Raw genomic sequence first — 22745 nt, 5'->3', positions numbered from 1 at the left:
CGTTCCGTCCCATCCCCGCCGAGACCGACACCCCGTGACCCACGTTTCCGTTCCCGCTTTTGAGCCCGCTTCTAAGTCCGCTTCTGAGCCCGCTTCTGAGCCCGCTTCTGCTGCCCCGTCCGAAGCCCCCGCCTTGCCGCGCGGCACGTTGATGATCCAGGGCACCACGTCCGATGCGGGCAAGAGCACGCTGGTCGCGGGCCTTTGCCGTCTGGCGCGGCGTGCGGGCGTACGGGTGGCGCCGTTCAAACCGCAGAACATGGCGCTCAACAGCGCGGTCACGGTCGACGGCGGCGAGATCGGCCGCGCTCAGGCCTTGCAGGCGGTGGCCGCGGGCATCGACGCGCACACCGATCTGAACCCCGTGCTGCTCAAGCCGACCAGCGACCGCGGCGCTCAGGTAATCATCCACGGCAAGGCGCGCATGAACCTCGATGCGCGGGCGTATCACGACTACAAACCCGTCGCGTTCGAAGCGGTGCTGGAATCGTATGCGCGTCTGCAGGCGGGCTACGACGCGATTTTCGTGGAAGGCGCCGGCAGTCCGGCCGAGATCAATCTGCGCGATCGCGATATCGCCAACATGGGTTTTGCGGAAGCGGTCGATTGTCCGGTCGTGCTGGTGGCCGATATCGATCGCGGCGGCGTGTTCGCGCATCTGACGGGCACGCTCGCGTGTCTGTCGGCAAGCGAGCAGGCGCGCGTGCAGGGCTTCATCATCAACCGGTTTCGTGGCGATGTCAGTCTGCTCAAGCCGGGTCTGGACTGGCTCGAAGCGAAGACCGGCAAGCCGGTGCTGGGCGTCGTGCCGTATCTGCACGGCCTCACGCTCGACGCCGAAGACATGCTGCCGCCCGAGTTGCGCGCAGGGCACCGCGACGCCGCCGCGCGCAGATTGCGGGTGGTCGTGCCGGTGCTGCCGCATATCAGCAATCACACGGATTTCGACCCGTTGCGCGCGCATCCGCAGGTCGACTTTCAATACGTGCGCGGCGGCACGCCTTTGCCGCCGGCCGATCTGATCGTGCTGCCCGGTTCGAAGAACGTTCCCGGCGACCTGGCGTTCCTGCGCGCACAAGGCTGGGATGCGGTGTTGCAGCGGCATTTGCGGTACGGCGGCCGGGTCATCGGAATATGCGGCGGCATGCAGATGCTGGGCCGCGAAGTGGCCGATCCGCACGGCGTGGAGGGTGCGCCGGGCACCGTCGCGGGCCTCGGCTGGTTCGATTATTCGACCGTGCTCACGCGCGAAAAGACCTTGAAGAACGTGACCGGGCGGCTTGCGTTGCCCGGTTCGCCGGACGTGTCGGGCTACGAAATTCACATGGGCGAGACGCAAGGGCCGGCGTTGGATTCGCCGGCTTTACAGCTAGGCGAGGGCGGCAAGGCGCGTCCTGACGGCGCTTTGTCCGCGGATGGGCAAATTCTCGCGACCTATGTGCACGGGCTGTTCGATACGCCGGCAGCGTGCGCCGCGTTGCTCGCCTGGGCCGGGTTGAGCGACGCCGAGCGCATCGATTACCCGGCGCTGCGCGAAGCCTCGCTGGAGCGGCTCGCCGATACGCTCGCTGGACATCTCGACCTGCAAAGGCTGTTTGCCGCGATGCGCTGAACCGCCCGCTCAGCCGCTCAGCGCTCAGCCCGCTCAGCCCACTCAGCCGGTTCAGCCGCTCAGTACAGAACCATCTGCGTGCAACGGAACAGCGCCATGGTCTTGCCGTTCGGATCGGTCACCGTCGCATCCCACACCTGCGTGCTGCGGCCCAGATGTACGCCGGTGGCCACCGCGCGGATCGTGCCTTCGGTCGCGGTCCCGAGGAAATTGCTTTTTAGCTCGACGGTCGTGAAATTGCGCGCCGTCTCCGGCAGATGCGCGAGGCACGCGTAGCCGCAAGCGGTATCCGCGAGACCGATGACGGTCGCGGCATGCAGGAAACCGTTCGGCGCGAGCAATTCCGCGCGAACCGTCAATTCGGCGCTCAGGCTGCCTTGTTCCAGCAACAGCACGCGCAGGCCCAGCAAGCCGGGCAGCGTGCCCTGCTGGCGTTCGTGCAGGCGTTCGACGGTATATTCGGGGCGCAGTCGGCTCATGAGATGGGGTTCCTGGTGGAAAAACCGGTGGGGCGAGCCGTTCAATTAGCCGTTTGGGGGCTTCGGCCGCGCTGGATTTGCCGATATTATCAACGGCTGGCTGATTGGGTGAACCTCTCGACCGATACCGGCTAGTGGCCGGTCGAGGCATCGAACATAGCCTGAAGCACACAGCGCGGCAAACCGGCTGGCAGCGCCCAGCCTTCTTTCCGGGGGAATTCATGACGGTGATCGTGGTGGCGAATCCGAAGGGCGGCGTGGGTAAAAGCACGCTGTCCACCAATCTGGCCGGCTATTTCGCGGCGGCCGGCGAATGGGTGGCGCTGGCCGACCTCGACAAGCAGCAATCCGCGCACGGCTGGCTCGCGCTGCGGCCCGCCACGCTGCCGGCCATCGAAGTCTGGGAGGTTGACGCGGAAACGCCGGTCAAGCCGCCGCGTGGCCTCGAACGCGCGGTCATCGACACGCCGGCCGGGCTGCACGGCAATCGACTGGGTATCGCGCTGGATCTGGCCGACAAGGTCATCGTTCCACTTCAGCCGTCCATGTTCGATATTCTCGCCACCCAGGAATTTCTCGAGCGGCTGGCGAAGGAAAAAGCGGTCAGAAAAGGGGCGATCGAGGTCGGCGTGGTCGGCATGCGGGTCGATTCGCGCACGCGCTCGGCCGAGCAGTTGCATCGCTTTATCGAAGGTTTGGGGCTGCCGGTGCTCGGCTATCTGCGCGACACGCAGAACTACGTGCAACTGGCCGCCCACGGCCTGACCCTGTGGGACGTTGCGAAAAGCCGGGTGGAGAAAGACCTGGAGCAGTGGCAGCCGATCGTCGAATGGGTCGAGGCGAAGGGCGGCAAGAAGGGGTGAGGCGCGAAGCGCGGGCCGGGTACGGCGACTTGCGCCGGACGGCCCGCCGCCGTGAGCGGCAGGCGCTTCGCCTTTGCGCTCAGGTCCAGTTCTGCGTGGGCACGTGGTCGCGGCTGCCCTTCATCCTGTTGTTCTCGTCGACGAACACCAGGTCGGGTTTCCAGCCGGCCTTCAGCTCCGCTTCGTCGACCACGGCGAACGCCGCGATGATTACCAGATCGCCCAGTTGCGCGCGCCGCGCCGCCGACCCGTTCAGCGAAATCATGCCGCTGCCGCGCTCGCCCTTGATCGCGTAAGTGGAAAAACGCTCGCCGTTATTGATGTTCCAGATGTCGATCCGCTCGTTTTCGACGATATTCGCGGCTTCCAGCAGGTCTTCGTCGATCGCGCACGAACCTTCGTAGTGCAGTTCGCAGTGCGTGACGGCGACGCGGTGGATCTTCGACTTCAGCATGTTGCGTTGCATGACCGGATAAATCCTTGTTGTCTCCTGAGCGGGCCCGTGCGAGGCCCGGGCATCAGATTTCGAGGTTGTCGATAAGGCGCGTGGTGCCGAGCTTCGCCGCCGCCAGCACGACCAGCTCCGCGTTCGCGTCCTGCGGACCCGGCGGCAGCAGATTCGCGCGTTTGCGCACGGCAATGTAATCGGGCTGCCAGCGGCGCGCGGCCAGCGCGTTCATGGCGGCCTGTTCGAGCTTGCCGAAGTCGTGCTCGCCCGCGAGCACCGCGTCGCGCACGCGGTTCAGTTCGGCCGCCAGCACTGGCGCTTCGGCCCGCTCGGCGGCGCCGAGAAAGCGGTTGCGCGAGCTCATGGCGAGGCCGTCGGCGTCGCGCACGGTTTCGGCGGCGATGATGTCGGTGGGCAGCGCGAACTGGTTGCACATGCGGCGCACGATCATCAACTGCTGGTAATCCTTCTTGCCGAACACCGCGACGCGCGGCTGCACACAGGACATCAGCTTCATCACGACCGTGCACACGCCCTGGAAGAACCCAGGCCGGAATTCGCCTTCGAGGATGTCACCCAGATCGTGCGGCGGATGCACGCGGTATTCCTGCGGTTCCGGATAGAGATCGCGCTCGGTCGGCGCGAACAGCACGTAGACGCCTTCGCTCTGCAGCTTCTCGATATCGGCTTCGAGCGTGCGCGGGTACTTGTCGAAATCTTCGTTCGGGCCGAACTGCAGGCGGTTGACGAAAATGCTCGCCACCACCGGATCGCCGTGCTGGCGCGCGAGGCGCATCAGCGAGAGATGGCCGTCGTGCAGATTGCCCATCGTCGGCACAAAGGCGGTGCGATTCTGGCCGCGCAACTGGTCGCGCAATTCATGGATCGAGCTGATGACTTTCATGATCGGACGGGGATTTCCTCGCACGGCGCGAGACGGCTTTCCGCCTCACTGGGGATGACAGGTTCGGAGCGCCGGATTGTAGTGGATTTGTTGCCCCAGCGCACCGAAACGAGGCTTTAACGACAGTTCTGGCGCAACCCGATCTTTTCTGGTGCAGGCCGCGCCGCGTCAGGCCGCGCCGCTCGGCATCAGGCCGGCAGATACGCAAGCCGCACGTAGATCGGCGCGAACGGTTCGGCCTGGGTGATCTCGACGAGCGATTCGCGACACAGTTCGAGCATGGCGATGAAATTCACCACGACGACCGGCACGCCCTTGCTAGTGTCGAACAGATCGGCGAACTCCATGAAGCGCGCGTTCTGCAATTGCCGCAGGATCGCGCTCATGTGTTCGCGCACCGACAACTCCTCGCGCGAAATCTTGTGGTGCTGGACGAGCTTGGCGCGCTTGATCACGTCGGCCCACGCGGCGCGCAGATCTTCGCTGTCCACGTCGGGAAAGCGCGGCGTGATGCTCTGCTCGATATAGACCTCGGCGCGCAGGAAGTCGCGCCCGAGTTGCGGCAGCTGGTCGATGCGCTGCGCGGCAAGCTTCATCTGCTCGTACTCCAGCAGACGGCGCACGAGTTCCGCGCGCGGATCTTCGGCTTCTTCGCCGCTGTCGGCTTTTCTCACCGGCAGCAGCATGCGCGACTTGATCTCGATCAGCATCGCGGCCATCAGCAGATATTCGGAAGCCAGTTCGAGGTTGGTCTGGCGCAACTGGTCGACGTAGCCGAGGTATTGCACCGTGACATCCGCCATCGGGATGTCGAGCACGTTGAAGTTCTGTTTGCGGATCAGGTAGAGCAGCAGATCCAGCGGGCCTTCGAAGGTTTCGAGAAACACTTCGAGCGCGTCCGGCGGAATGTACAGATCGGTGGGCAGCTTGAAGAGCGGCTCGCCGTATAGGCGCGCGAAAGCGATGCCGTCGACGGTGTCCGGCGTCGAGTCGGGCGTGCTCGACTTGATGGCGAGCGCGGCGTCGGCAGGCGCCGGGCGGGCGCCGTGAGCCTCGTCGGCGTGACTCACGCTTCTAGAAGTTTTGATAGTACGAGTAAGGCGTCTGTTCGACGCGCGAGGCTTTCTGCTCGGCGCGTTCTTCCAGATTGATGGGCTGCTTGTCCCACAGGAGCGCACGGCCGCGGCGCTGTTCGGCTTCCAGAGAAGGTTTCTGTTGCTTGAGCTGGTTCAGGAACTGGGTGATGTCCGATTGATACATGGCTCGACGTCCGTGGTGGTGAGTAGCGGCTTCAGGCTTTGCAGCGGGTGCCCGTGCGATGCCGCGGCTGGTCAGGGATTTTACCGCATGCATCGCACGCGCACGAAAAACCGGCGCCGCGCCGCGTTCCGCGATGTCTGCAGAGCGACTTTTAAGAGATCGCGCGAGCGTGCCGATGTGGTCAAATAGCGTGCTTCGGCCACAGCGGCGTGGCCAAAGCAACCAGATTCATCCATCGTGGCCGGAGGTCCTGTTTGGCGGGAAGTGCGATCGACAAGCCGCCGGTGCGGCGCGGCAGAGCCAACGGCGGGCGCGGGCCGCTCGCGTCGGCGCGGCGCTCGCTGCGGGTTCTGTTCAGACTCGGGTTGACGCTCGGCGTCGCGCTGTTGATGCTGAATGCGCTCGAGGCGCAGGCGGCCAGGCGCGCGGCGGCCAGCTACAAGGTCGATATCGAGGCCGCGCCGCGTTCGCTGCGCAAGCTGCTCGAAGCGCATCTGGACATCGCGCGTTTTGCGAAGCGGCCCGATATCAGCGAAGACCAGTTCGAGTTTCTGATTACCGCCACGCCGCAGCAGGTGCGCGATCTCGCCTCCACGCAAGGCTATTTCAGCCCGGTCGTGCGCACGGACGTGCGGGTGGTCGACGGCAAGAAACAGATCACGGTCAACGTAGACCCCGGTCCGCAGACTCATATCACGTCGGTGTCGCTGTCGTTTCGCGGCCCCGTGCTGACCGAAGACCCCGCGCAGGAAAACGCCGCGCGCTTCGCGTTTTCGCTGCATGAAGGCGACGCGTTTTCGCAGGGCGACTGGGACGACGCGAAGAACGCCTCGTTGAAGGCCTTGCAGGCGCGCCGCTATCTGGGCGCAAAGATTTACCACTCCGAAGCGCGGGTCGATCCGCGCACGCACGAGGCGACGCTGGCGGTCACTTACGACAGCGGCCCGACCTTCACGATGGGCGCGCTGGACGTGTCCGGCACGCAGCGTTATCCGAAAGGAATCGTCGACAACGTCAACCCGATCCACGCCGGCGACATCTACGACGTGCAGCGCGTGACCGAATTGCAGCGGCAACTGCAGAACACACCGTACTACGCGAGCGTCGCGATCGACGTGGACAGCGACCCGGCCAAGCCGGTCGACACGCCGGTGCACGTGAAGGTGTCGGAGTATCCGTACAACAGCATCCGCGGCGGGGTCGGCTACTCGACGGACAACGGCCCGCTGATCCAGGGCTCGTATTCGTATCTCGACACCTTCGGCAAGGCGTGGCCGTTCACGGTCGAAGGCCGTCTCGATTCGACCCAGCAGTACGGCCAGGTCCAGCTCGCCATGCCGCCGGGTGCGCGTGGATGGACCAACAGCGTGCTCGCGTCGTACACCACGACCGACGTGTCCGATACGCGCATCTACAGCATTCGCGGCGGCGTGCAGCGCGCGCGCACCTCGCAGTTCATCGACACCAGCTACTCGATCCTGTACTACCAGGACCGGCTCGACCAGAACGCGTTCGCGCCCACCACGAGCCGCGCGCTGGTGCCGTCGTGGTCGTGGACGCGCCGCAATACCGACGACCCGCTGTTCCCGCGCTCGGGCAACCTGATTCACGTCGAGGCGGGTTTTGCCGTGAAGGGCGTGTTGACCGACCAGACCTTCGTGCGCGGTTATGCGCGGGGCCAGCAGTATCTGCCGATCGGCAAGGAAGATCTGATGCTGTTCCGCGCCGAACTCGGCGGCGTGTTCACGAGCGGCCCGTCGAGCGGTGTGCCGGCTTCGCTGCTGTTTCGCGCGGGCGGTTCGAACTCCGTGCGCGGCTATAGCTATCAGAGCATCGGTAATAACGTCGACGGCTCGGTGCTGCCCACCAAGTACCTGGTGACGGCGAGCGCCGAGTATCAGCACTGGTTCAGCCACGACTGGGGCGCCGCGGCGTTCTTCGACGTCGGCACCGCGACCGATACCTGGGGCGAGAAGGTCTTCTATCCCGGTGCAGGCGTGGGCGCGCGCTGGCGCAGCCCGGTCGGCCCGGTCAACGTCGACATCGCATACGGCATCCGCAACCATAGCTGGCGGCCGTATCTGACACTCGGCATCGCCTTCTGATGCAAACCCGCTTCCACATGACTCACGCATGACCACGGACGTTTCCGCTCATTCCTCCGCGCAGCCGCCCGGCACGCTTCCGCCGGGCGAGACGCCGCCTCCTTCTGCGCCGCCGCCGCGGCGGCGCGGCCGGGCGTGGCTAAAAGCGCTGGCGTGGGTGCTCGTGGTGGTGGTTCTGCTGGTGGCGCTGGCCGTCGGGCTGCTGTTCGCTGCGTTGACGACCGAACGCGGCACCGCTTTCGCGTGGCAGGCCGCGGTCAAACTGCTCGACGGCAAACTGAGCGGCACGCTCGAGCGCGGCGCGCTCGCGAACGGCTTGCAGTTGCGCGACGTGCGCTGGCGCAGTCTCGACGGCAGCGGCACCGATATCCGGATCGATCGCGTGGCCGGTCGCTGGGAACTGACCCGCGAGCCCTGGCGTTTCACGATCGATTATCTGCACGTGGGGACGGTGGATGCGCGCGTCGGTAGTTCGTCGTCGAGCAGTAGCGGGCCGCTCAGGTTGCCGGACGATTTGCGGTTGCCGTTGCAGCTGGAAGTGCGCGACGTGCAACTCGACACGTTGCTGTTGCGGCAGGGCGGTTCGACCACCGGGTACTCGAACTTCCGTTTTCATGGCCGCAGCGACGGGCGGCATCACGAAGCCGCGATCGATCGGCTCAGCACGCCGTTCGGCGCGGTGACGGCGGCCGCGAAGCTCGATGGATTGCGGCCGTTCCCGTTGACCGGCGACATCGGCTATTCGGGCAAGGTCAACGACGAAGCGGTGCAGGTGGGCGGGCATTTGAGCGGCTCGCTGGAAAACCTCGTCGCCGAACTGGATGCGAGCGGGATGAAACTGGCGGGCCACGCGCGGGTCGAGGCCACGCCGTTCGACTCCGTGCCGTTGCGGCGCGCGACGCTGAACTTCGATCACGTGAATCCGCAGGCGTTCGCGCCTGGCGCGCCGCTGGCGGATCTCGCGGTGCGGGCGGAGTTGGCGCCGGTGGGGCAGGAAGCTGACGGGGTGGTGGAGTTGGGGGCGGTGGGGGCTGCTGGTGCTTCGGGTGCTTCGGGTGCGGCGGGCGCCGCGGGTGCTTCGGGCGCCTCGGGTGCTTCGAGCGCGGCGGGCAAAAGCGGCGTTGCGAGAGCGGGGAGTCCCGCCAGTTCGGCTAGTACGGCTCGTGCTGCCAACACCGCCTCCACCGCCAGCACCGCGCAACCCGCGCCGCTGAAAAACGGCAAAGGCAGCGCGGCGAAGCCAGCCGCCGCCGGGTTCGCGGTCGCGGGTCGGGTTTCCATCGTCAATGCCCGGCCCGGTGCGCTCGACCAGAAGCTGCTGCCGCTCATCGACGCCATCGCCGACGTGCGCCTCGACGCGCAATCGCAGCGCATTTCGAATCTGCATGTGCGGCTCGTCAGGAACGCCACGCTGACCGGCGGCGGCGCGCTCAGCGGCAAGCGCGGGCAGTTCGATCTGCAGGTCGCCGGACTCGACCTGAATGCGCTGGAAGCGCCGGTCCGGCCCACGCAGCTATCGGGTCCGATCGGCATCCGTCTGAACGACGATATCCAGAGCCTCACACTCGATCTCGCCGACCCGAAAGCGGGGTTGCGTGCACAGGGCAAGATCACCCTCGATCCGGCCCGCACGAGCTTCAACGATGTGCGCATCACGTCGGGTAAAGGCCATATCGATCTGTCCGGCGCGCTCAAGCACGACGCCAATTCCACCTACAACCTGAAAGCCCAGCTGACCGACTTCGATCCGCTAACACTGACCTCGCAGATGCCGTCCCGCACGCCCGTGACGGGACCGGCGCCAGCGCCTGCAAAGATGGCCGCAGCCAAAGGGCGCGACGCGCAAGCAGGCAAAACCAACGCCGCGACCGCACCCGACGCGCAAGCCGCGGCCGAAGCCGGCAGCACGGCCGGCGCAAAAAGCGCAGCACCGGGCGACCAGATCGCGGCGGCCGCGAAAAATACCGCCAGGGCCGTCGTCAAGACCGAGGTCGTGCAACGCCGAACGCCACCGCCGCCGAGGCGCGCCACGCCGCCCTCGCGCAAGATCGAGGCGCGCGTGAACGGCACGCTGACAGCGGCCGGCGTGCTTGGTCCGGTGCTGACCAGCAAAGCTGAATTCAAGCTCGGCCCGAGCGTCTACGACGGCTTGCCGTTGACCGGAGCCGGCACCGTCCAGATTGCCGGCTCGCGGATTCTGCCGAGCCGCGCGGCGCTGTCCGTCGCGGGCAATCAGGTGGATCTGCAGGGCAGTTTCGGCGAGCGCGGCGATCGCCTGCGATTCCGTGTCGATGCGCCGGCGCTCGATCGCCTCGGTTTCGGCCTCGCGGGCAACGTCGCCGCCGACGGCGATCTGACCGGCTCGTTCGCCCATCCGAACGTGGTGCTGAACTACAAGGCCGACAGCGTCGTGTTCGGCACGAACCGCATCGGTCACGCCGAAGGTCACGCCGAATTGCGCGATGGCGCGAACGGCGCGCTCGCCTTCACGACCGACGCGCGCAACGTCAGCGCGGGCGGCGTCGATCTGACCACGCTCACGGCGCGCCTGTCCGGCACGCGCGCGAGCCACACGCTCGAAGCGGCGGCCACCGGCAAGCTGCAGGACCGGCCGCTGGACCTGACGGTGGCCGCCAGCGGCAAGCTGACCGAAGCCCGCGACGGCACGCGCTGGGACGGCACGGTGACCCGCTTGCAGAATCGCGGCCTGCCCACGTTGAACCTCGAGGCGCCGCTCGCCGTGAGCGCCGGGCCGAGCCGCCTGACGCTCGGCTCGACGCGGCTCACGCTCGAAGGCGCGGTGCTGAACCTGAAAGCGCTCGCGTTCGACCACGGCAAGCTGCAATCGGCGGGTAGCCTGACCGATATTTCGATCGCGCGTCTGCAGGACTTGCGGCGTCAGATTACGGGCGAGCCGGCAGCGGTCAAAACCGATCTGGTGTTCGACGGCGACTGGGACTTCTCGCTCGGCAGTACCGCGAGCGGCCATATCCAGTTGAAGCGCCGGGGCGGCGACGTCACGGTGGAGATCGGCCGCGGCCTCGCGTCGCTGGGTATCACCGATATCAATGCTCGCGCCGATTTCAGCGGCGGCAATCGGGCCAATCTCACCTTGCATGCGCAGGCGAGCCGCATCGGCGTGGTCGATGCCGACGCACACACGACGCTGGTCATGCGCGACGGCTTGCTGACGTTCAACGAGGAAGGCGCGCTGACCGGCAACGTGAACGCGAACGTGCCGTCCCTGAAAACGACCGGCGGGCTGTTCGGGCCGAGCTATCTGCTCGACGGCCATCTCACGCTCAAGCTCGCGCTCGGCGGCACGGTCGCGAAGCCGAACCTGACCGGTTCGCTGCTCGGCGACGGCCTGTCGGCCACGCTCGTCGACCAGGGCGTGCAGTTGAAGGACGGCGTGGTGCGCATTGCGTTGTCGCAGAATCTGGTGGACTTCCAGCAGGTGGAGTTCCACGGCGCGACCGGCACGCTGCGCGCAACCGGCCGCGTGCGGCTGGATGGCGCCGAGCCCGACCTGAACGCGAGCATCGTCGCCGACAAGCTCGAACTGTTCGCCGCGCCGGACCGCAATCTGTCGCTCTCGGGCAGCGCGAGCGTCGCTAACGCGGGCGCGCAGGGTGGCATGGCGATCAACGGCAAGTTCACCGTCGACCACGCATTGTTCGATCTGCCGGAGCAGTCCGCGCCCAAGCTGGGCGACGACGTCGTGGTGGTGCGCCCGGACGGCACGGTCGCGGGCGAACGGTCGCCGTCGGCCGTGGCGGGCACCAACAAGCCGGTCGGACCGTTTGCGCCGCGCGCGAACATCGACATCAACCTTGGCAACGATTTCCGCTTCCGGGGGCAAGGCGCGGACCTCGGCCTGAACGGCACGATTACCGCGATGAGCGCGCCGAATCTGCCGCTGCGCGCGGTCGGCAATGTGCGGGTGACGCAGGGGTCGACCTATACCGCGTTCGGCCGCAAGCTCAATATCGAGAACGGCTTCTTCACGTTCAACGGTCCGGTGGCCAACCCGGGGCTCAACATTCTGGCGATGCGGCGCAACCAGCAGGTCGAAGCGGGCGTGCAGGTGACCGGTACGGTGCAGTTTCCGGTCGCGAAACTGGTCTCCGAACCGAACGTGCCGGATAACGAGAAGCTCTCATGGCTGCTGTTCGGGCACGGCACGGATCAGGGCAACAACCTCGGTCAGCAGAGCACCATGACGACCGCGCTGGCGCTACTTGGCAGCGCCAGCGGCAAGCGCATTGCGCAGACTTTCGGACTCGACGAGTTTTCGATCGGACGCAGCGAAGTGGGCCTGACCGATCCGCAAGTCGTGATGGTGTCGAAGGCGATCAACGAGTGGCTCGTGCTCGGCTATGAGCAGGGTTTGCAGTCGGCGAGCAATGCGATCAAGGCGACCGTGAATCTGACGCGGTATTGGTCCGTGGCCGCTTATGGCGGCACGTTCGATGGAGTCGAACTCCTTTACACACGGCGCTTCGACCAGATTCACTGGTGAGGGTGGATGTCGGTGTCGGTGTCGCGCAGAAGTAAAAAGCGGTACGCCTCGTGAGGGGCGTACCGCTTTTTTTAACGTGGGTGGGCAGCGTTGGCCACTGCCCAATCCAGCTTGCTTCGATTCGCGCGATGCGGGCTACTTCACTCGCATACCGGGCTTTGCGCCGCTGTCCGGTTCGAGCACGTAGAGGCCCGGTTCGGCTTTCTCGTCAGTTGCCGACGCCGCCAGCACCATGCCTTCGGACAAACCGAACTTCATCTTGCGCGGCGCGAGATTCGCGACCATCACGGTCAGCTTGCCGACGAGTTGCTCCGGCTGATAAGCCGACTTGATGCCCGAAAACACGTTGCGGGTTTTCTCTTCGCCAATGTCGAGCGTGAGTTGCAGCAGTTTGTCGGAGCCTTCCACCGCTTTGCAGTCGACGATCTTCGCGATACGCAAATCGATCTTGGCAAAGTCGTCGATCGAGATGACGCCCGGCGTTTCGTCCTGTGCAGCGGCAGCGGATTTTGCGGCTTTGGCCTTGCCCTTCGCATCGGCTGCAGCCGCGGTGGCAGCGGCGTCCGGCGTCGCTTGCAGCGACTCGCGGTTGGCGGCCAGCAGTGCGTCGATCTGCTTTGGATCGACGCGCGTCATCAGATGCTTGTACGCGTTGATCGGCCGCGTGGACGACAGCGGCACATTGGCGTCGGCCCACACCAGCGGCTCGATAGCGAGGAAGCCTTCGACTGCTTCGGCCAGCGTCGGCAGCACCGGCTTCAACGCGAGCGACAGCAGGCGGAATGCCTCGACACTCACGCTGCAGGTCTCGTGCAGTGCGACTGCGTTGGCCGGGTCTTTCGCCTGATCCCACGGCTTGGCGGTGTCGACGTAGGCGTTGACCGTGTCGGCCAGGTCCATGGTTTGACGCAGCGCGCGGTTGTACTCGCGCGCTTCGTAGTTCGCGGCGATTTGCGGCACGGCGGCGCGCAGGGTGGCGAGCAGCGGATGCTGCATCGCGCTGTCCTGCACGCGCCCGTCGAACCGCTTGATCAGGAAGCCGGCCGCGCGACTCGCGATATTCACGTACTTGCCGACCAGATCGCTATTCACGCGCGCCTGGAAGTCGTCGAGGTTCAGGTCGAGGTCTTCCATCGTGCTGTTAAGCTTGGCTGCGAAGTAGTAACGCAGCCATTCCGGATTGAGGCCCGTATCGATCACGCTTTGCGCGGTGATGAACGTGCCGCGCGACTTCGACATCTTCGCGCCGTCTACCGTCAGGAAGCCGTGCGCGAAGACGTTGGTCGGCGTGCGATGTCCGGAAAACTCGAGCATGGCCGGCCAGAACAGCGTGTGGAAATACAGAATGTCCTTGCCGATGAAGTGATACTGCTCGGCCTTCGACCCTTTGCGCACCCACGCGTCGAAGTCGATGCCGCGCTTTTCGGCGAGATTCTTGAAGCTCGCGTAATAGCCCACCGGCGCGTCCAGCCACACGTAGAAGTACTTGCCCGGCGCGCCCGGGATTTCGAAACCGAAATACGGCGCGTCGCGCGAAATGTCCCAGTCGGCAAGCTTGGCTTCGCCCGCGTCGCCGAGCCATTCGCGCATTTTGTTGGTCGCTTCCGGCTGCGCCAGACCCCCGACCCACTCGCGCAGGAAATTCTCGCAGCGCGGATCGGACAGGCGGAAGAAGTAGTGTGTCGACGTCTTGCGCACCGGCGTAGCGCCCGACACCACCGAGAACGGGTTGATCAGATCGGTAGGCTGGTACGTCGAGCCGCACACTTCACAGCTATCGCCGTACTGATCTTTGGCGCCGCACTTCGGACATTCGCCCTTGATGAAGCGGTCCGGCAGGAACATTTCCTTGACCGGGTCATACGCCTGTTCGATGTCGCGCGCTTCGATCAGGCCGGCGTCTTTGAGCGCGAGGTAAATGTTCTCGCTCAAGACGCGGGTTTCTTCGGAATCGGTCGAATAGTAGTTGTCGAACGAAATGCCGAAACTGTCGAAGTCGCGTTTGTGTTCTTGCCACACCCGCTCGATGAGTTGCTTCGGCGTGAGGCCTTCCTTCTCCGCGCGCAACATGACGGGTGTGCCGTGCGTGTCGTCGGCGCCCACGTAGTAGACCTCGTGCCCATGCATGCGCAGCGTCCGGACCCAGATGTCCGTCTGAATATATTCGACCAGATGGCCGATATGGATTTGCCCGTTCGCATACGGAAGGGCCGACGTGACGAGAATCTGGCGACGGCCTGACGGCGCGCCTGCGGAGAGAGCGGTGGCGGGTGCTGACATAAAAGGTGGGAGCCTGCGGTGGGACGAAACGATGATTCTAGCAGGGCAGGCACGGGAGGCGGGACGGCCCGGCGGGGGGGTAACGGGGGGGCGGGGCGGGGAACGGGTGCAAACCGCGCGCCCAAAAAAAAACCGGGGTGATTAACCCCGGAGCAACAACGACAAGAGGAGAATGGTGACGCGCCGGCATGGCCAGCCACGTACCGTAAAGACTGACAGCGGATATTTGGCAGAGTTCGAAAATTTTTTCGTTCTCGCGCGAAATTTCCTCGCCGCCTCTTCCTGAGCTTCCTGCATTTCCTGCGCTCACCGGAGCCGAAAGCTTGCTCCGGCTCCCGCTCTCCTCCTGATTCGTGCTGCTTAGCCTGCGTGTTGAGCCGTTGCGCGCAGATAGATTTCCACGCGACGGTTTGCGGCACGGCCGGCTTCGGTATTGTTGTCGGCGATCGGCTGGTTCTGGCCCATGCCTTGTGCCGACAGACGCTGCGGCGCAACGCCGCGCTGCGCCAGATAGCCGGTCACGCTTTCTGCGCGGTTGACCGACAGCGTCTGGTTGTAGGCCGGTTGACCCGTGCTGTCCGTATGGCCGACCACTTGCGCGATCAACTCGGGATTCTGTTGCAGCGTTTGGGTGAGCTGGTCCAGCACCGGTGCGAACGACGGTTTGACCGCGTAGCTGTTGGTGTCGAACGTGACCGAACTCGGGATGTTCAGCTTGAGCGAGCCGTCGGGCTGCTCGGTGATTTGCGTGCCGGTGCCCTTGGTCGCGCCCGACAGCTTGTTGTGAATGGCCTGCCAGTTGTAGCCGGTAATGCCGCCCACCGCAGCGCCGACACCCGCGCCGATTGCCGCGCCCTTGCCGCCGCCGAAGATCGCGCCCAGCGCAGCGCCGGTGCCTGCGCCCACGCCGGTGCCCACGGCGGTGTTGGTGCCCTGTTGGGAAGCGCAGCCTGCCAGCACGGAACCGGCAACGGCGAACACGGCCAGGCGAGTCATGATTTTTGCATTCATTTTAGATTTCCTCTTTGTTGAAGCGAGTGAAGCAGCGGTAGCGATCGATTATCTGTCCAAGCCGATGACAATCATGCCAGCGGCCTGACAATACGGAATTTCCCAAGCGTTTCAAGCCCCGGTCCGACAGTGAAGAAGGGTCTTCCGGCACCGCATGGCGCCAGCTACTACAATGAGCCCTGCTGTCAGTAGCGATGCGACCCCCACACCGTCTACTTGCCCGAAGGGTGCCCGGCAGGTCTGGATTTCGCAATGCTGTCTAACAATTTCTTTCAAATATTGGCGCGTGGCCGGGATTTCGATTCCGCCGCGCCGCAAGTGTTCCCCACGGAGTGTCAATGAGTATCGATCGGGCTTTGGTCGACGCTGCCCTCGCAGCCGTCACTGACCCCAACACCGGCCGGCCCTACGCGGCCGCCAAAAATATCAGGAACGTGGCTGTGCAGGGTGACACGGTTAGCCTCGAGGTGGTACTCGGCTATCCGGCCTCGCGCCAGTTCGACGCGCTGCGCGCACAGTTCACCGAGGCGCTGCAGGCCGTGCCGGGCGTGGCGCACACGCGTATCGAGGTGTCCCAGCAAATTGCCGCTCACACCGTGCAGCGCGGCGTAAAACTCTTGCCGAACGTTAAAAACATCGTCGCCGTGGCGTCGGGCAAGGGCGGCGTCGGCAAGAGCACGACCGCGGTCAATCTCGCGCTGGCGCTCGCCAGCGACGGCGCATCGGTCGGTATTCTCGACGCGGATATCTATGGACCGTCCCTGCCGATGATGCTCGGTATCGAAGGCCGTCCCGAATCGCCGGACGACAAGTCCATGAACCCGATGAACGGTCACGGCCTGCAGGCCAATTCCATCGGCTTTCTGATCGAGCAGGACAATCCGATGGTGTGGCGCGGCCCGATGGCCACCTCCGCGCTCGAACAGTTGCTGCGTCAGACCAACTGGCAGGACCTCGATTACCTGATCGTCGACATGCCGCCGGGCACCGGCGACATCCAGTTGACCCTGTCGCAGCGCGTGCCGGTGACCGGCGCGGTGATTGTCACCACGCCGCAGGACATCGCGCTGCTCGACGCGAAGAAGGGCCTCAAGATGTTCGAGAAGGTCGGCATTCCGATTCTCGGCATCGTCGAGAACATGGGCATGCATATCTGTTCGAACTGCGGCCACGAAGAGCACATTTTCGGCGCGGGCGGCGGCGAGCGAATGGGCAAGGAATACGGCGTCGACGTGCTCGGCAGTCTGCCGCTCGATATCGCGATTCGCGAGCAGGCCGATTCCGGCAAGCCGACTGTCGTCGCGGACCCCGAAGGCCGCATCGCGGAGATCTACCGGTCGATCGCGCGCAAGGTCTCGGTGCATATTGCCGAGCGCGCCCGCGACATGACGTCGAAGTTTCCGACGATCGTCGTGCAGAACACCTGAGCTTCCCCTCGGAAGCGGCGCAAAACTGCGCCAGGACTGGCCGGGGACGTATTTTGCGGAAGCTCTCGCGGTATCATGGCGGCTTCATCAGTTCGGCCCGGCGGCCGCAGGGGCGGGCGCCGACCGGCAAGAGGATCGCATGGGAAAACGAATCGACGGACAGGCGGTGCATGCGTTCATCGTCCTGGCTGCCACCACGGTACTGTTGTGCGGTTGCAGCGCTTTCCTGAGACCACAGGAAAAGCGCGCCGATGCGCAGTTGCTGCCCACCGTCGGCAATCAGGCGCGCGGCCTCGTGACGTTCATCGAGCGTCCGGACGGTGTACAGGTGACTTACAACCTGGCCGGCCTGCCTGCCAACAGCGACCACGCACTGCAGGTGCATGAACGCGGCGACTGCAACGCGGTGGACGGCGCAAGCGCCGGGCAGGTGTTCTCGCCGGCCGCCGAGCGGTTGAAAGCCGGCGCGCGGGTCGAGGGCGACCTCGGCAACATTCACGCGGACTCGAACGGCGTGGCCACCGGCTTCATCGTCGCGCCCGATGTCTCGCTCGACGGTATTCGCTCGGTGCTGCAGCGGGCCGTTCTGCTGCATCGCGACGCCACCGACCCTTACGCGTATCCGCAGCATGGCGCCGGTCCCGCGCTCGCGTGCGGGCTGATTCGCCAGTAAGTGGCTGGTGAGTGCCAGGTGAGCGGCAAATAAGCGGCAAATAAGCGGTGAGTCCACCGTCATCAGGCTCTCAGGCCGCCCCAGCGGCAGCAATCCCACGATCGCGTAAAATAAGCGCCTTTCGTTTGCGGTGGTTCGCCGGAACCGCTTATTGGCCGTTCATCCGGCATTCACCTGTCATTCATCTGTCACCCACGTCGAGCAGCGTTCACCTATGACCATCAAATCCGACAAGTGGATCCGGCGCATGGCCGCGTCGCACAACATGATCGAGCCGTTCGCGCCCGACCAGGTCCGCGTCTCCGAAGACGGCCGGAAGATCGTCAGCTACGGCACCTCGAGCTACGGCTACGACATTCGCTGCGCCGACGAATTCAAGATTTTCACCAACATCAACTCGACCATCGTCGATCCGAAGAACTTCGACGAGAAGTCCTTTGTCGATTTCAAGGGCGACGTGTGCATCATCCCGCCGAATTCGTTCGCGCTGGCCCGCACGGTCGAGTACTTCCGCATTCCCCGCAGCGTGCTGACCGTTTGTCTCGGCAAGTCCACGTACGCGCGCTGCGGAATCATCGTCAACGTGACGCCGTTCGAACCCGAGTGGGAAGGGCACGTTACGCTCGAGTTCTCGAATACGACACCTTTGCCTGCGAAAATCTACGCGAACGAAGGCGTCGCGCAGGTGCTGTTTTTCGAAAGCGACGAAATTTGTGAAACGTCGTACGCGGATCGCGGTGGCAAATATCAAGGTCAGCACGGCGTGACCCTGCCGCGCACCTGACGCCGGCCGCGCCCCGACCCCTCAGCTAGACCGGGTGACCGCTGCGATCGACACCACGCAGCGGTCGTTCTTTTTGGAGAATCGCCCATGAAGTTTCGTTTTCCCGTCGTCATCATCGACGAAGATTTCCGCTCCGAGAACATCTCGGGTTCCGGCATCCGGGCGTTGGCCGAAGCCATCGAGAAAGAAGGCGCGGAAGTGCTCGGGTTGACGAGCTACGGCGATCTGACCTCGTTCGCGCAGCAGTCGAGCCGCGCGTCCTGTTTCATTCTGTCGATCGACGACGACGAGTTGCTGCCCTACGTCGATAACGTCGTGGTGGAAGGCGAGACACCCGAACTCGCCGCCGCGATCGTCGCGTTGCGTGCGTTCGTGACCGAAGTGCGCCGCCGCAACGCCGACATTCCCATCTTCCTGTACGGCGAAACGCGCACCTCGCGCCATTTGCCGAACGACATCCTGCGCGAACTGCACGGCTTCATTCACATGTTCGAGGACACGCCGGAGTTCGTCGCGCGCCATATCATCCGCGAGACCAAGGTGTATCTGGACTCGCTCGCGCCGCCGTTCTTCAAGGAACTGGTGCAGTACGCGGAAGAGGGTTCGTATTCGTGGCATTGCCCGGGACACTCGGGCGGCGTGGCCTTTCTGAAGAGCCCGCTTGGCCAGATGTTCCATCAGTTCTTCGGCGAGAACATGCTGCGCGCCGACGTCTGCAACGCGGTCGACGAACTCGGCCAACTGCTCGATCACACGGGTCCCGTGGCCGCTTCCGAGCGCAACGCCGCGCGCATTTTCAGCGCCGACCACGTGTTCTTCGTGACCAACGGCACGTCGACCTCGAACAAGATCGTCTGGCACGGGACGGTGGCGCCGGGCGACATCGTGCTGGTGGACCGCAACTGTCACAAGTCGATCCTGCACGCCATTACGATGACCGGTGCGATTCCGGTGTTTCTCACGCCCACGCGCAATAACTTCGGCATCATCGGCCCGATTCCGCGTAGCGAGTTCGAGCCGGAAAACATCAAGAAAAAGATTCTCGCGAACCCGTTCGCTCGCGAAGCACTCGCGAAGAACCCGGATCTCAAGCCGCGCATTCTGACCATTACGCAGAGCACGTACGACGGCGTGATCTACAACGTCGAGATGATCAAGGAAATGCTCGGCGACTGGCTCGATACGCTGCACTTCGACGAAGCCTGGCTGCCGCACGCCGAGTTCCACTCGTTCTATCAGGACATGCACGCGATCGGCGCGGGCCGTCCGCGGATCGGCGCGCTGGTGTTCGCCACGCACTCCACGCATAAACTGCTGGCCGGCATTTCGCAGGCGTCGCAGATCGTCGTGCAGGATTCGAAGAACAGCCGCTTCGACAAACACCGCTTCAACGAAGCGTATTTGATGCACACGTCCACCAGCCCGCAATACGCGATCATCGCGTCGTGCGACGTGGCCGCGGCCATGATGGAAGCGCCGGGCGGTCCCGCGCTCGTCGAAGAGTCGATTGCCGAGGCGCTCGACTTCCGCCGCGCGATGACCAAGGTCGACGCCGAATATGGCGACGATTGGTTCTTCAAGGTGTGGGGTCCGGACGAGTTCGCCGAGGAAGGCATCGGTTCGCGCGAAGACTGGATGCTGCGTCCGAACGACGCGTGGCACGGTTTCGGCCCGCTCGCCGAAGGCTTCAACATGCTCGACCCGATCAAGGCGACCATCGTTACGCCGGGTCTCGACATGGACGGCGGCTTCGGCGAAACCGGCATTCCGGCCGCAATCGTCACGAAGTATCTGGCCGAGCACGGCATTATCGTGGAGAAGACCGGGCTGTATTCGTTCTTCATCATGTTCACGATCGGCATTACCAAGGGCCGCTGGAACTCGATGGTCACCGAGTTGCAGCAGTTCAAGGACGACTACGACAACAACCAGCCGTTGTGGCGCGTGCTGCCGGAGTTCGTCGCGCACCATCCGATGTACGAGCGCGTCGGCTTGCGCGATCTGTGCCAGCAGATTCACAGCGTTTATCGCGCAAACGACATCGCGCGTCTGACCACCGAGATGTACCTGTCGAGCATGGAACCGGCGATGAAGCCGTCGGACGCATTTGCCAAACTCGCGCATCGCGAGATCGACCGGGTACCGATCGACGAACTCGAGGGCCGCGTCACGTCGATCCTGTTGACGCCGTATCCGCCGGGTATTCCGTTGCTGATTCCGGGCGAGCGTTTCAACAAGACCATCGTCAACTATCTGCGGTTTGCGCGCGAGTTCAACGAGCGCTTCCCGGGTTTCCATACGGATATTCATGGGCTCGTCGGGGAGATGATCAACGGGCGCATCGAGTACTTCGTCGATTGCGTGCGCGGCTGACGATGCGTCTGGCGATGGGTCTCTCCGTTCTGCGCGGCGTGCGGCGTGTGGCCGGCGCTTTGGGTGTGACGTATGGGCTGACATATGCGCTGATGACTTGTGCGCTCGCGTGTGCGTTGGCCGTGGCGCCGGGCGTTGCGCATGCCGAAGTGGCGGCTGCCGATCCGATCGACGCGGCGATGCGAAGCTGTCTCGCGCGTGGCGATATGTCGTCGACGAAGGGGCAGGTGCAATGCATGGACAACGCGCGCATCGGCTGGAAAGCCGCGCTGGACAGTGCATGGCAGCAGCTTCAGCCGAAGCTGCCGGCGCCGCAGCGCAAGCTGTGGGAGAAGAGTCAGGCTGCGTGGCTGGATTCGCGCGATGCCGAGCAGCCGCTGCTGGGCGCGGTGATCGCGACGACGCGCGGCACGATGTATGTGCTGGCCGAGGCCGACATGCAGTTGCAGCCCGTACGCGATCGCGCGCTGGCGCTGCGTAGCGCGGTGGCGAATGCGGGTGGCGCGTTGCCGCGCCGCTTGCGAGCCTGCCGCGCGGATGCTCAGTGCGAGCATGCGATGTTCGATCTGAATCGCTATTACAGGCGTTTGCAAACGAAGATGCCGGCGCGTTCGCGTCCCACGCTCGTGCGCGCGCAGAAAGCGTGGACGGCTTATCTGAATGCGACGACGCCGGTGGTGGACGAACGCGGCCGGATCGATATCATCGGCGCGCGGGTGGCGACCCTCAAGCGTTTATCGGAGACGGTGGGCAACGATTGAGGCGGCGCAGTCGGGGCTTGGGGCAAAGGCCTGCCGCCAGGCTCCAGGCTTAAGTTAGGGTGTAGCTGGTGGTGCGTTCGCGGGTGGTTGGCAACGGCGGCTCGCCTTGGAGATCGCGCACGGCATCTTCGATCGTGGCGGACATGGCGTCGAGCGCGAGGTCGTTGTCGTCGATGCCGAAGGGTTCTTCGATTTGCGACGCAATGGCTTCGTGGGCCATGAAGGTGTACGCCACGAATACGGCGAAGACGGGTGTGAAGATGCCGATGCTGTCGACCAGACCGAACGGCAGCGAGGCGCAGAAGAAATAGACCGTGCGGTGGATCATGACCGAGTAGGCAAACGGCAGCGGGGTCGAGGCGATGCGTTCGCATCCGCCGATCAGGTCGGAAATTCCATTCAGATTCCTGTCGTACGCGAGGACCGCCATGGGGTCGATTGTGCCTGCGCGCGCGTGGCGGTGGACCCATTCACCGAGGTGGAGCATGAGCGTGGCGGGTTTATAGCGCGATGACATGACGCGGTTCAGCAGTGGCGGTGGCAGCCGGGCGGCCAGGTCGTCATGCGGGTCGGTGTTGCGTAGTTGATGACGTAGCGCGTGAGGTAGGGCGGTGAGTGCGCTCAGGAACTCCTTGATGTGTTCTTTCGGCAGGGGGTCTTTTTGCAGCGTGAGCACCTGGCGTGTTAGCGAGCGCGATTCGTTTAGCAGTTGGCCCCAGAGTTTGCGGGCTTCCCACCAGCGGTCGTAGCTGGCGTTATTGCGGAAGCCGAGGAAGACCGCTAGCGCGATGCCGATTAGCGAGAAGGGGGCGGTGGTGTTCAGGTTTAGCGAGATCGGGAGCAGGTGGTCGTGGGCGGCTACGGCTACGATCGAGATGCAGAGGATTAGCAGCAGGCGCGGGATCAGGCGAGGGAGGACGGAGCCGTCCCACGCCAGTAGCATGCGGAACCAGTGGGTGTGGGGGCGGATGATCATTACGGGTGGCCTTCGGCGAGGGGGGTTATTATCGCCGGTTTTTTCGATGCACTGGCTTTTTTGGCCTTTGGCCTTTCCTTGTGTTGTTAGTGGTCTATTAGCGTTCCCCCTGTGCGGGGGGGGCACCTACTTTTCTTTGCCGCCCTCCATGTCAGGCTAGTTGTCGCCTCACCCGAACCGATTGATGTAAAGATTGGGGGGCGGACAGCGAATGGAAGATGAAACGCTATTCAGCAGAGACCCGGGAATGGGTAATTCAACAGATGA

General features: G+C 64.4%; 17 protein-coding genes. 9 read left to right on the top strand and 8 right to left on the bottom strand.

The window, feature by feature from the left end:
• Nucleotides 1–151: 151 nt before the first annotated feature.
• A complete protein-coding gene (locus FQ746_RS08310) occupies nucleotides 152–1612 on the top strand; it encodes a cobyric acid synthase (protein ID WP_260853941.1) in 1461 nt (486 codons plus the stop codon).
• Nucleotides 1613–1671: 59 nt separating this feature from the next.
• Here the strand turns inward: FQ746_RS08310 and FQ746_RS08305 are convergent, their stop codons facing one another.
• Nucleotides 1672–2091 (bottom strand): PaaI family thioesterase, encoded by a 420-nt coding sequence (locus tag FQ746_RS08305; protein WP_144108465.1) that lies wholly within the window; start codon nucleotides 2089–2091, stop codon nucleotides 1672–1674.
• 221 nt (nucleotides 2092–2312) lie between these two features.
• Between FQ746_RS08305 and FQ746_RS08300 the strand changes: the two genes are divergently transcribed.
• On the top strand, nucleotides 2313–2954 hold the full coding sequence (locus tag FQ746_RS08300; RefSeq protein WP_144108464.1) for a ParA family protein: 642 nt from the start codon (nucleotides 2313–2315) through the stop codon (nucleotides 2952–2954).
• Nucleotides 2955–3033: 79 nt separating this feature from the next.
• Here FQ746_RS08300 and panD read toward each other — a convergent pair whose 3' ends face one another.
• The 4 genes from panD to FQ746_RS08280 all read right to left on the bottom strand — a co-directional run bounded on the left by panD (nucleotide 3034) and on the right by FQ746_RS08280 (nucleotide 5566).
• On the bottom strand, nucleotides 3034–3420 hold the full coding sequence (panD, locus tag FQ746_RS08295; protein ID WP_144108463.1) for an aspartate 1-decarboxylase: 387 nt from the start codon (nucleotides 3418–3420) through the stop codon (nucleotides 3034–3036).
• A gap of 52 nt (nucleotides 3421–3472) precedes the next feature.
• Nucleotides 3473–4306, bottom strand: a complete 834-nt coding sequence (gene panC, locus FQ746_RS08290; RefSeq protein ID WP_144108462.1) for a pantoate--beta-alanine ligase — start codon at nucleotides 4304–4306, stop codon at nucleotides 3473–3475.
• A gap of 188 nt (nucleotides 4307–4494) precedes the next feature.
• Nucleotides 4495–5376, bottom strand: a complete 882-nt coding sequence (locus tag FQ746_RS08285) for a segregation and condensation protein A (RefSeq protein ID WP_144108461.1) — start codon at nucleotides 5374–5376, stop codon at nucleotides 4495–4497.
• Between the two features lie 4 nt (nucleotides 5377–5380).
• Nucleotides 5381–5566 carry a DUF3460 family protein gene (locus FQ746_RS08280; RefSeq protein ID WP_144108460.1) on the bottom strand — a complete coding sequence of 62 codons (186 nt, stop codon included), beginning with the start codon at nucleotides 5564–5566 and terminating at the stop codon, nucleotides 5381–5383.
• A 389-nt stretch (nucleotides 5567–5955) separates the two neighbouring features.
• Between FQ746_RS08280 and FQ746_RS08275 the strand changes: the two genes are divergently transcribed.
• Nucleotides 5956–7671 carry an autotransporter assembly complex protein TamA gene (locus FQ746_RS08275; RefSeq protein WP_144108595.1) on the top strand — a complete coding sequence of 572 codons (1716 nt, stop codon included), beginning with the start codon at nucleotides 5956–5958 and terminating at the stop codon, nucleotides 7669–7671.
• A gap of 28 nt (nucleotides 7672–7699) precedes the next feature.
• Nucleotides 7700–12193, top strand: coding sequence for a translocation/assembly module TamB domain-containing protein (locus tag FQ746_RS08270; RefSeq protein WP_144108459.1), 4494 nt, complete (start codon nucleotides 7700–7702; stop codon nucleotides 12191–12193).
• Nucleotides 12194–12328: 135 nt separating this feature from the next.
• Here the strand turns inward: FQ746_RS08270 and metG are convergent, their stop codons facing one another.
• On the bottom strand, nucleotides 12329–14473 hold the full coding sequence (metG, locus tag FQ746_RS08265) for a methionine--tRNA ligase (RefSeq protein ID WP_144108458.1): 2145 nt from the start codon (nucleotides 14471–14473) through the stop codon (nucleotides 12329–12331).
• Nucleotides 14474–14833: 360 nt separating this feature from the next.
• On the bottom strand, nucleotides 14834–15484 hold the full coding sequence (locus FQ746_RS08260) for an OmpA family protein (RefSeq protein ID WP_144108457.1): 651 nt from the start codon (nucleotides 15482–15484) through the stop codon (nucleotides 14834–14836).
• A 338-nt stretch (nucleotides 15485–15822) separates the two neighbouring features.
• Here FQ746_RS08260 and apbC point away from each other — a divergent pair, with 338 nt between their 5' ends.
• The 5 genes from apbC to FQ746_RS08235 all read left to right on the top strand — a co-directional run bounded on the left by apbC (nucleotide 15823) and on the right by FQ746_RS08235 (nucleotide 21502).
• Complete coding sequence (gene apbC / locus FQ746_RS08255) at nucleotides 15823–16911, top strand: iron-sulfur cluster carrier protein ApbC (RefSeq protein ID WP_144108456.1); 1089 nt, start codon at nucleotides 15823–15825, stop codon at nucleotides 16909–16911.
• A gap of 139 nt (nucleotides 16912–17050) precedes the next feature.
• Entirely contained in the window at nucleotides 17051–17584 is a 534-nt protein-coding gene (locus tag FQ746_RS08250; protein ID WP_144108455.1) for a superoxide dismutase family protein, read from the top strand.
• Between the two features lie 214 nt (nucleotides 17585–17798).
• Entirely contained in the window at nucleotides 17799–18368 is a 570-nt protein-coding gene (dcd, locus tag FQ746_RS08245; RefSeq protein WP_144108454.1) for a dCTP deaminase, read from the top strand.
• 87 nt (nucleotides 18369–18455) lie between these two features.
• Nucleotides 18456–20741, top strand: a complete 2286-nt coding sequence (locus tag FQ746_RS08240) for an arginine/lysine/ornithine decarboxylase (RefSeq protein WP_144108453.1) — start codon at nucleotides 18456–18458, stop codon at nucleotides 20739–20741.
• 92 nt (nucleotides 20742–20833) lie between these two features.
• Nucleotides 20834–21502 carry a lysozyme inhibitor LprI family protein gene (locus FQ746_RS08235; protein ID WP_260853951.1) on the top strand — a complete coding sequence of 223 codons (669 nt, stop codon included), beginning with the start codon at nucleotides 20834–20836 and terminating at the stop codon, nucleotides 21500–21502.
• A gap of 49 nt (nucleotides 21503–21551) precedes the next feature.
• On the opposite strand, the gene FQ746_RS08230 is transcribed toward FQ746_RS08235, so the two are convergent.
• Nucleotides 21552–22478 (bottom strand): bestrophin family protein, encoded by a 927-nt coding sequence (locus tag FQ746_RS08230; protein WP_144108451.1) that lies wholly within the window; start codon nucleotides 22476–22478, stop codon nucleotides 21552–21554.
• Between the last annotated feature and the right edge of the window lie 267 nt (nucleotides 22479–22745).

Origin of the sequence: Paraburkholderia sp. BCC1886 (genome assembly GCF_900996245.1) — a bacterium.
Classification (GTDB): Bacteria; Pseudomonadota; Gammaproteobacteria; order Burkholderiales; family Burkholderiaceae; genus Paraburkholderia.
The sequence above is the reverse complement of the archived record's forward strand: the minus strand, read 5'-3'. Positions and strand labels throughout refer to the sequence as shown.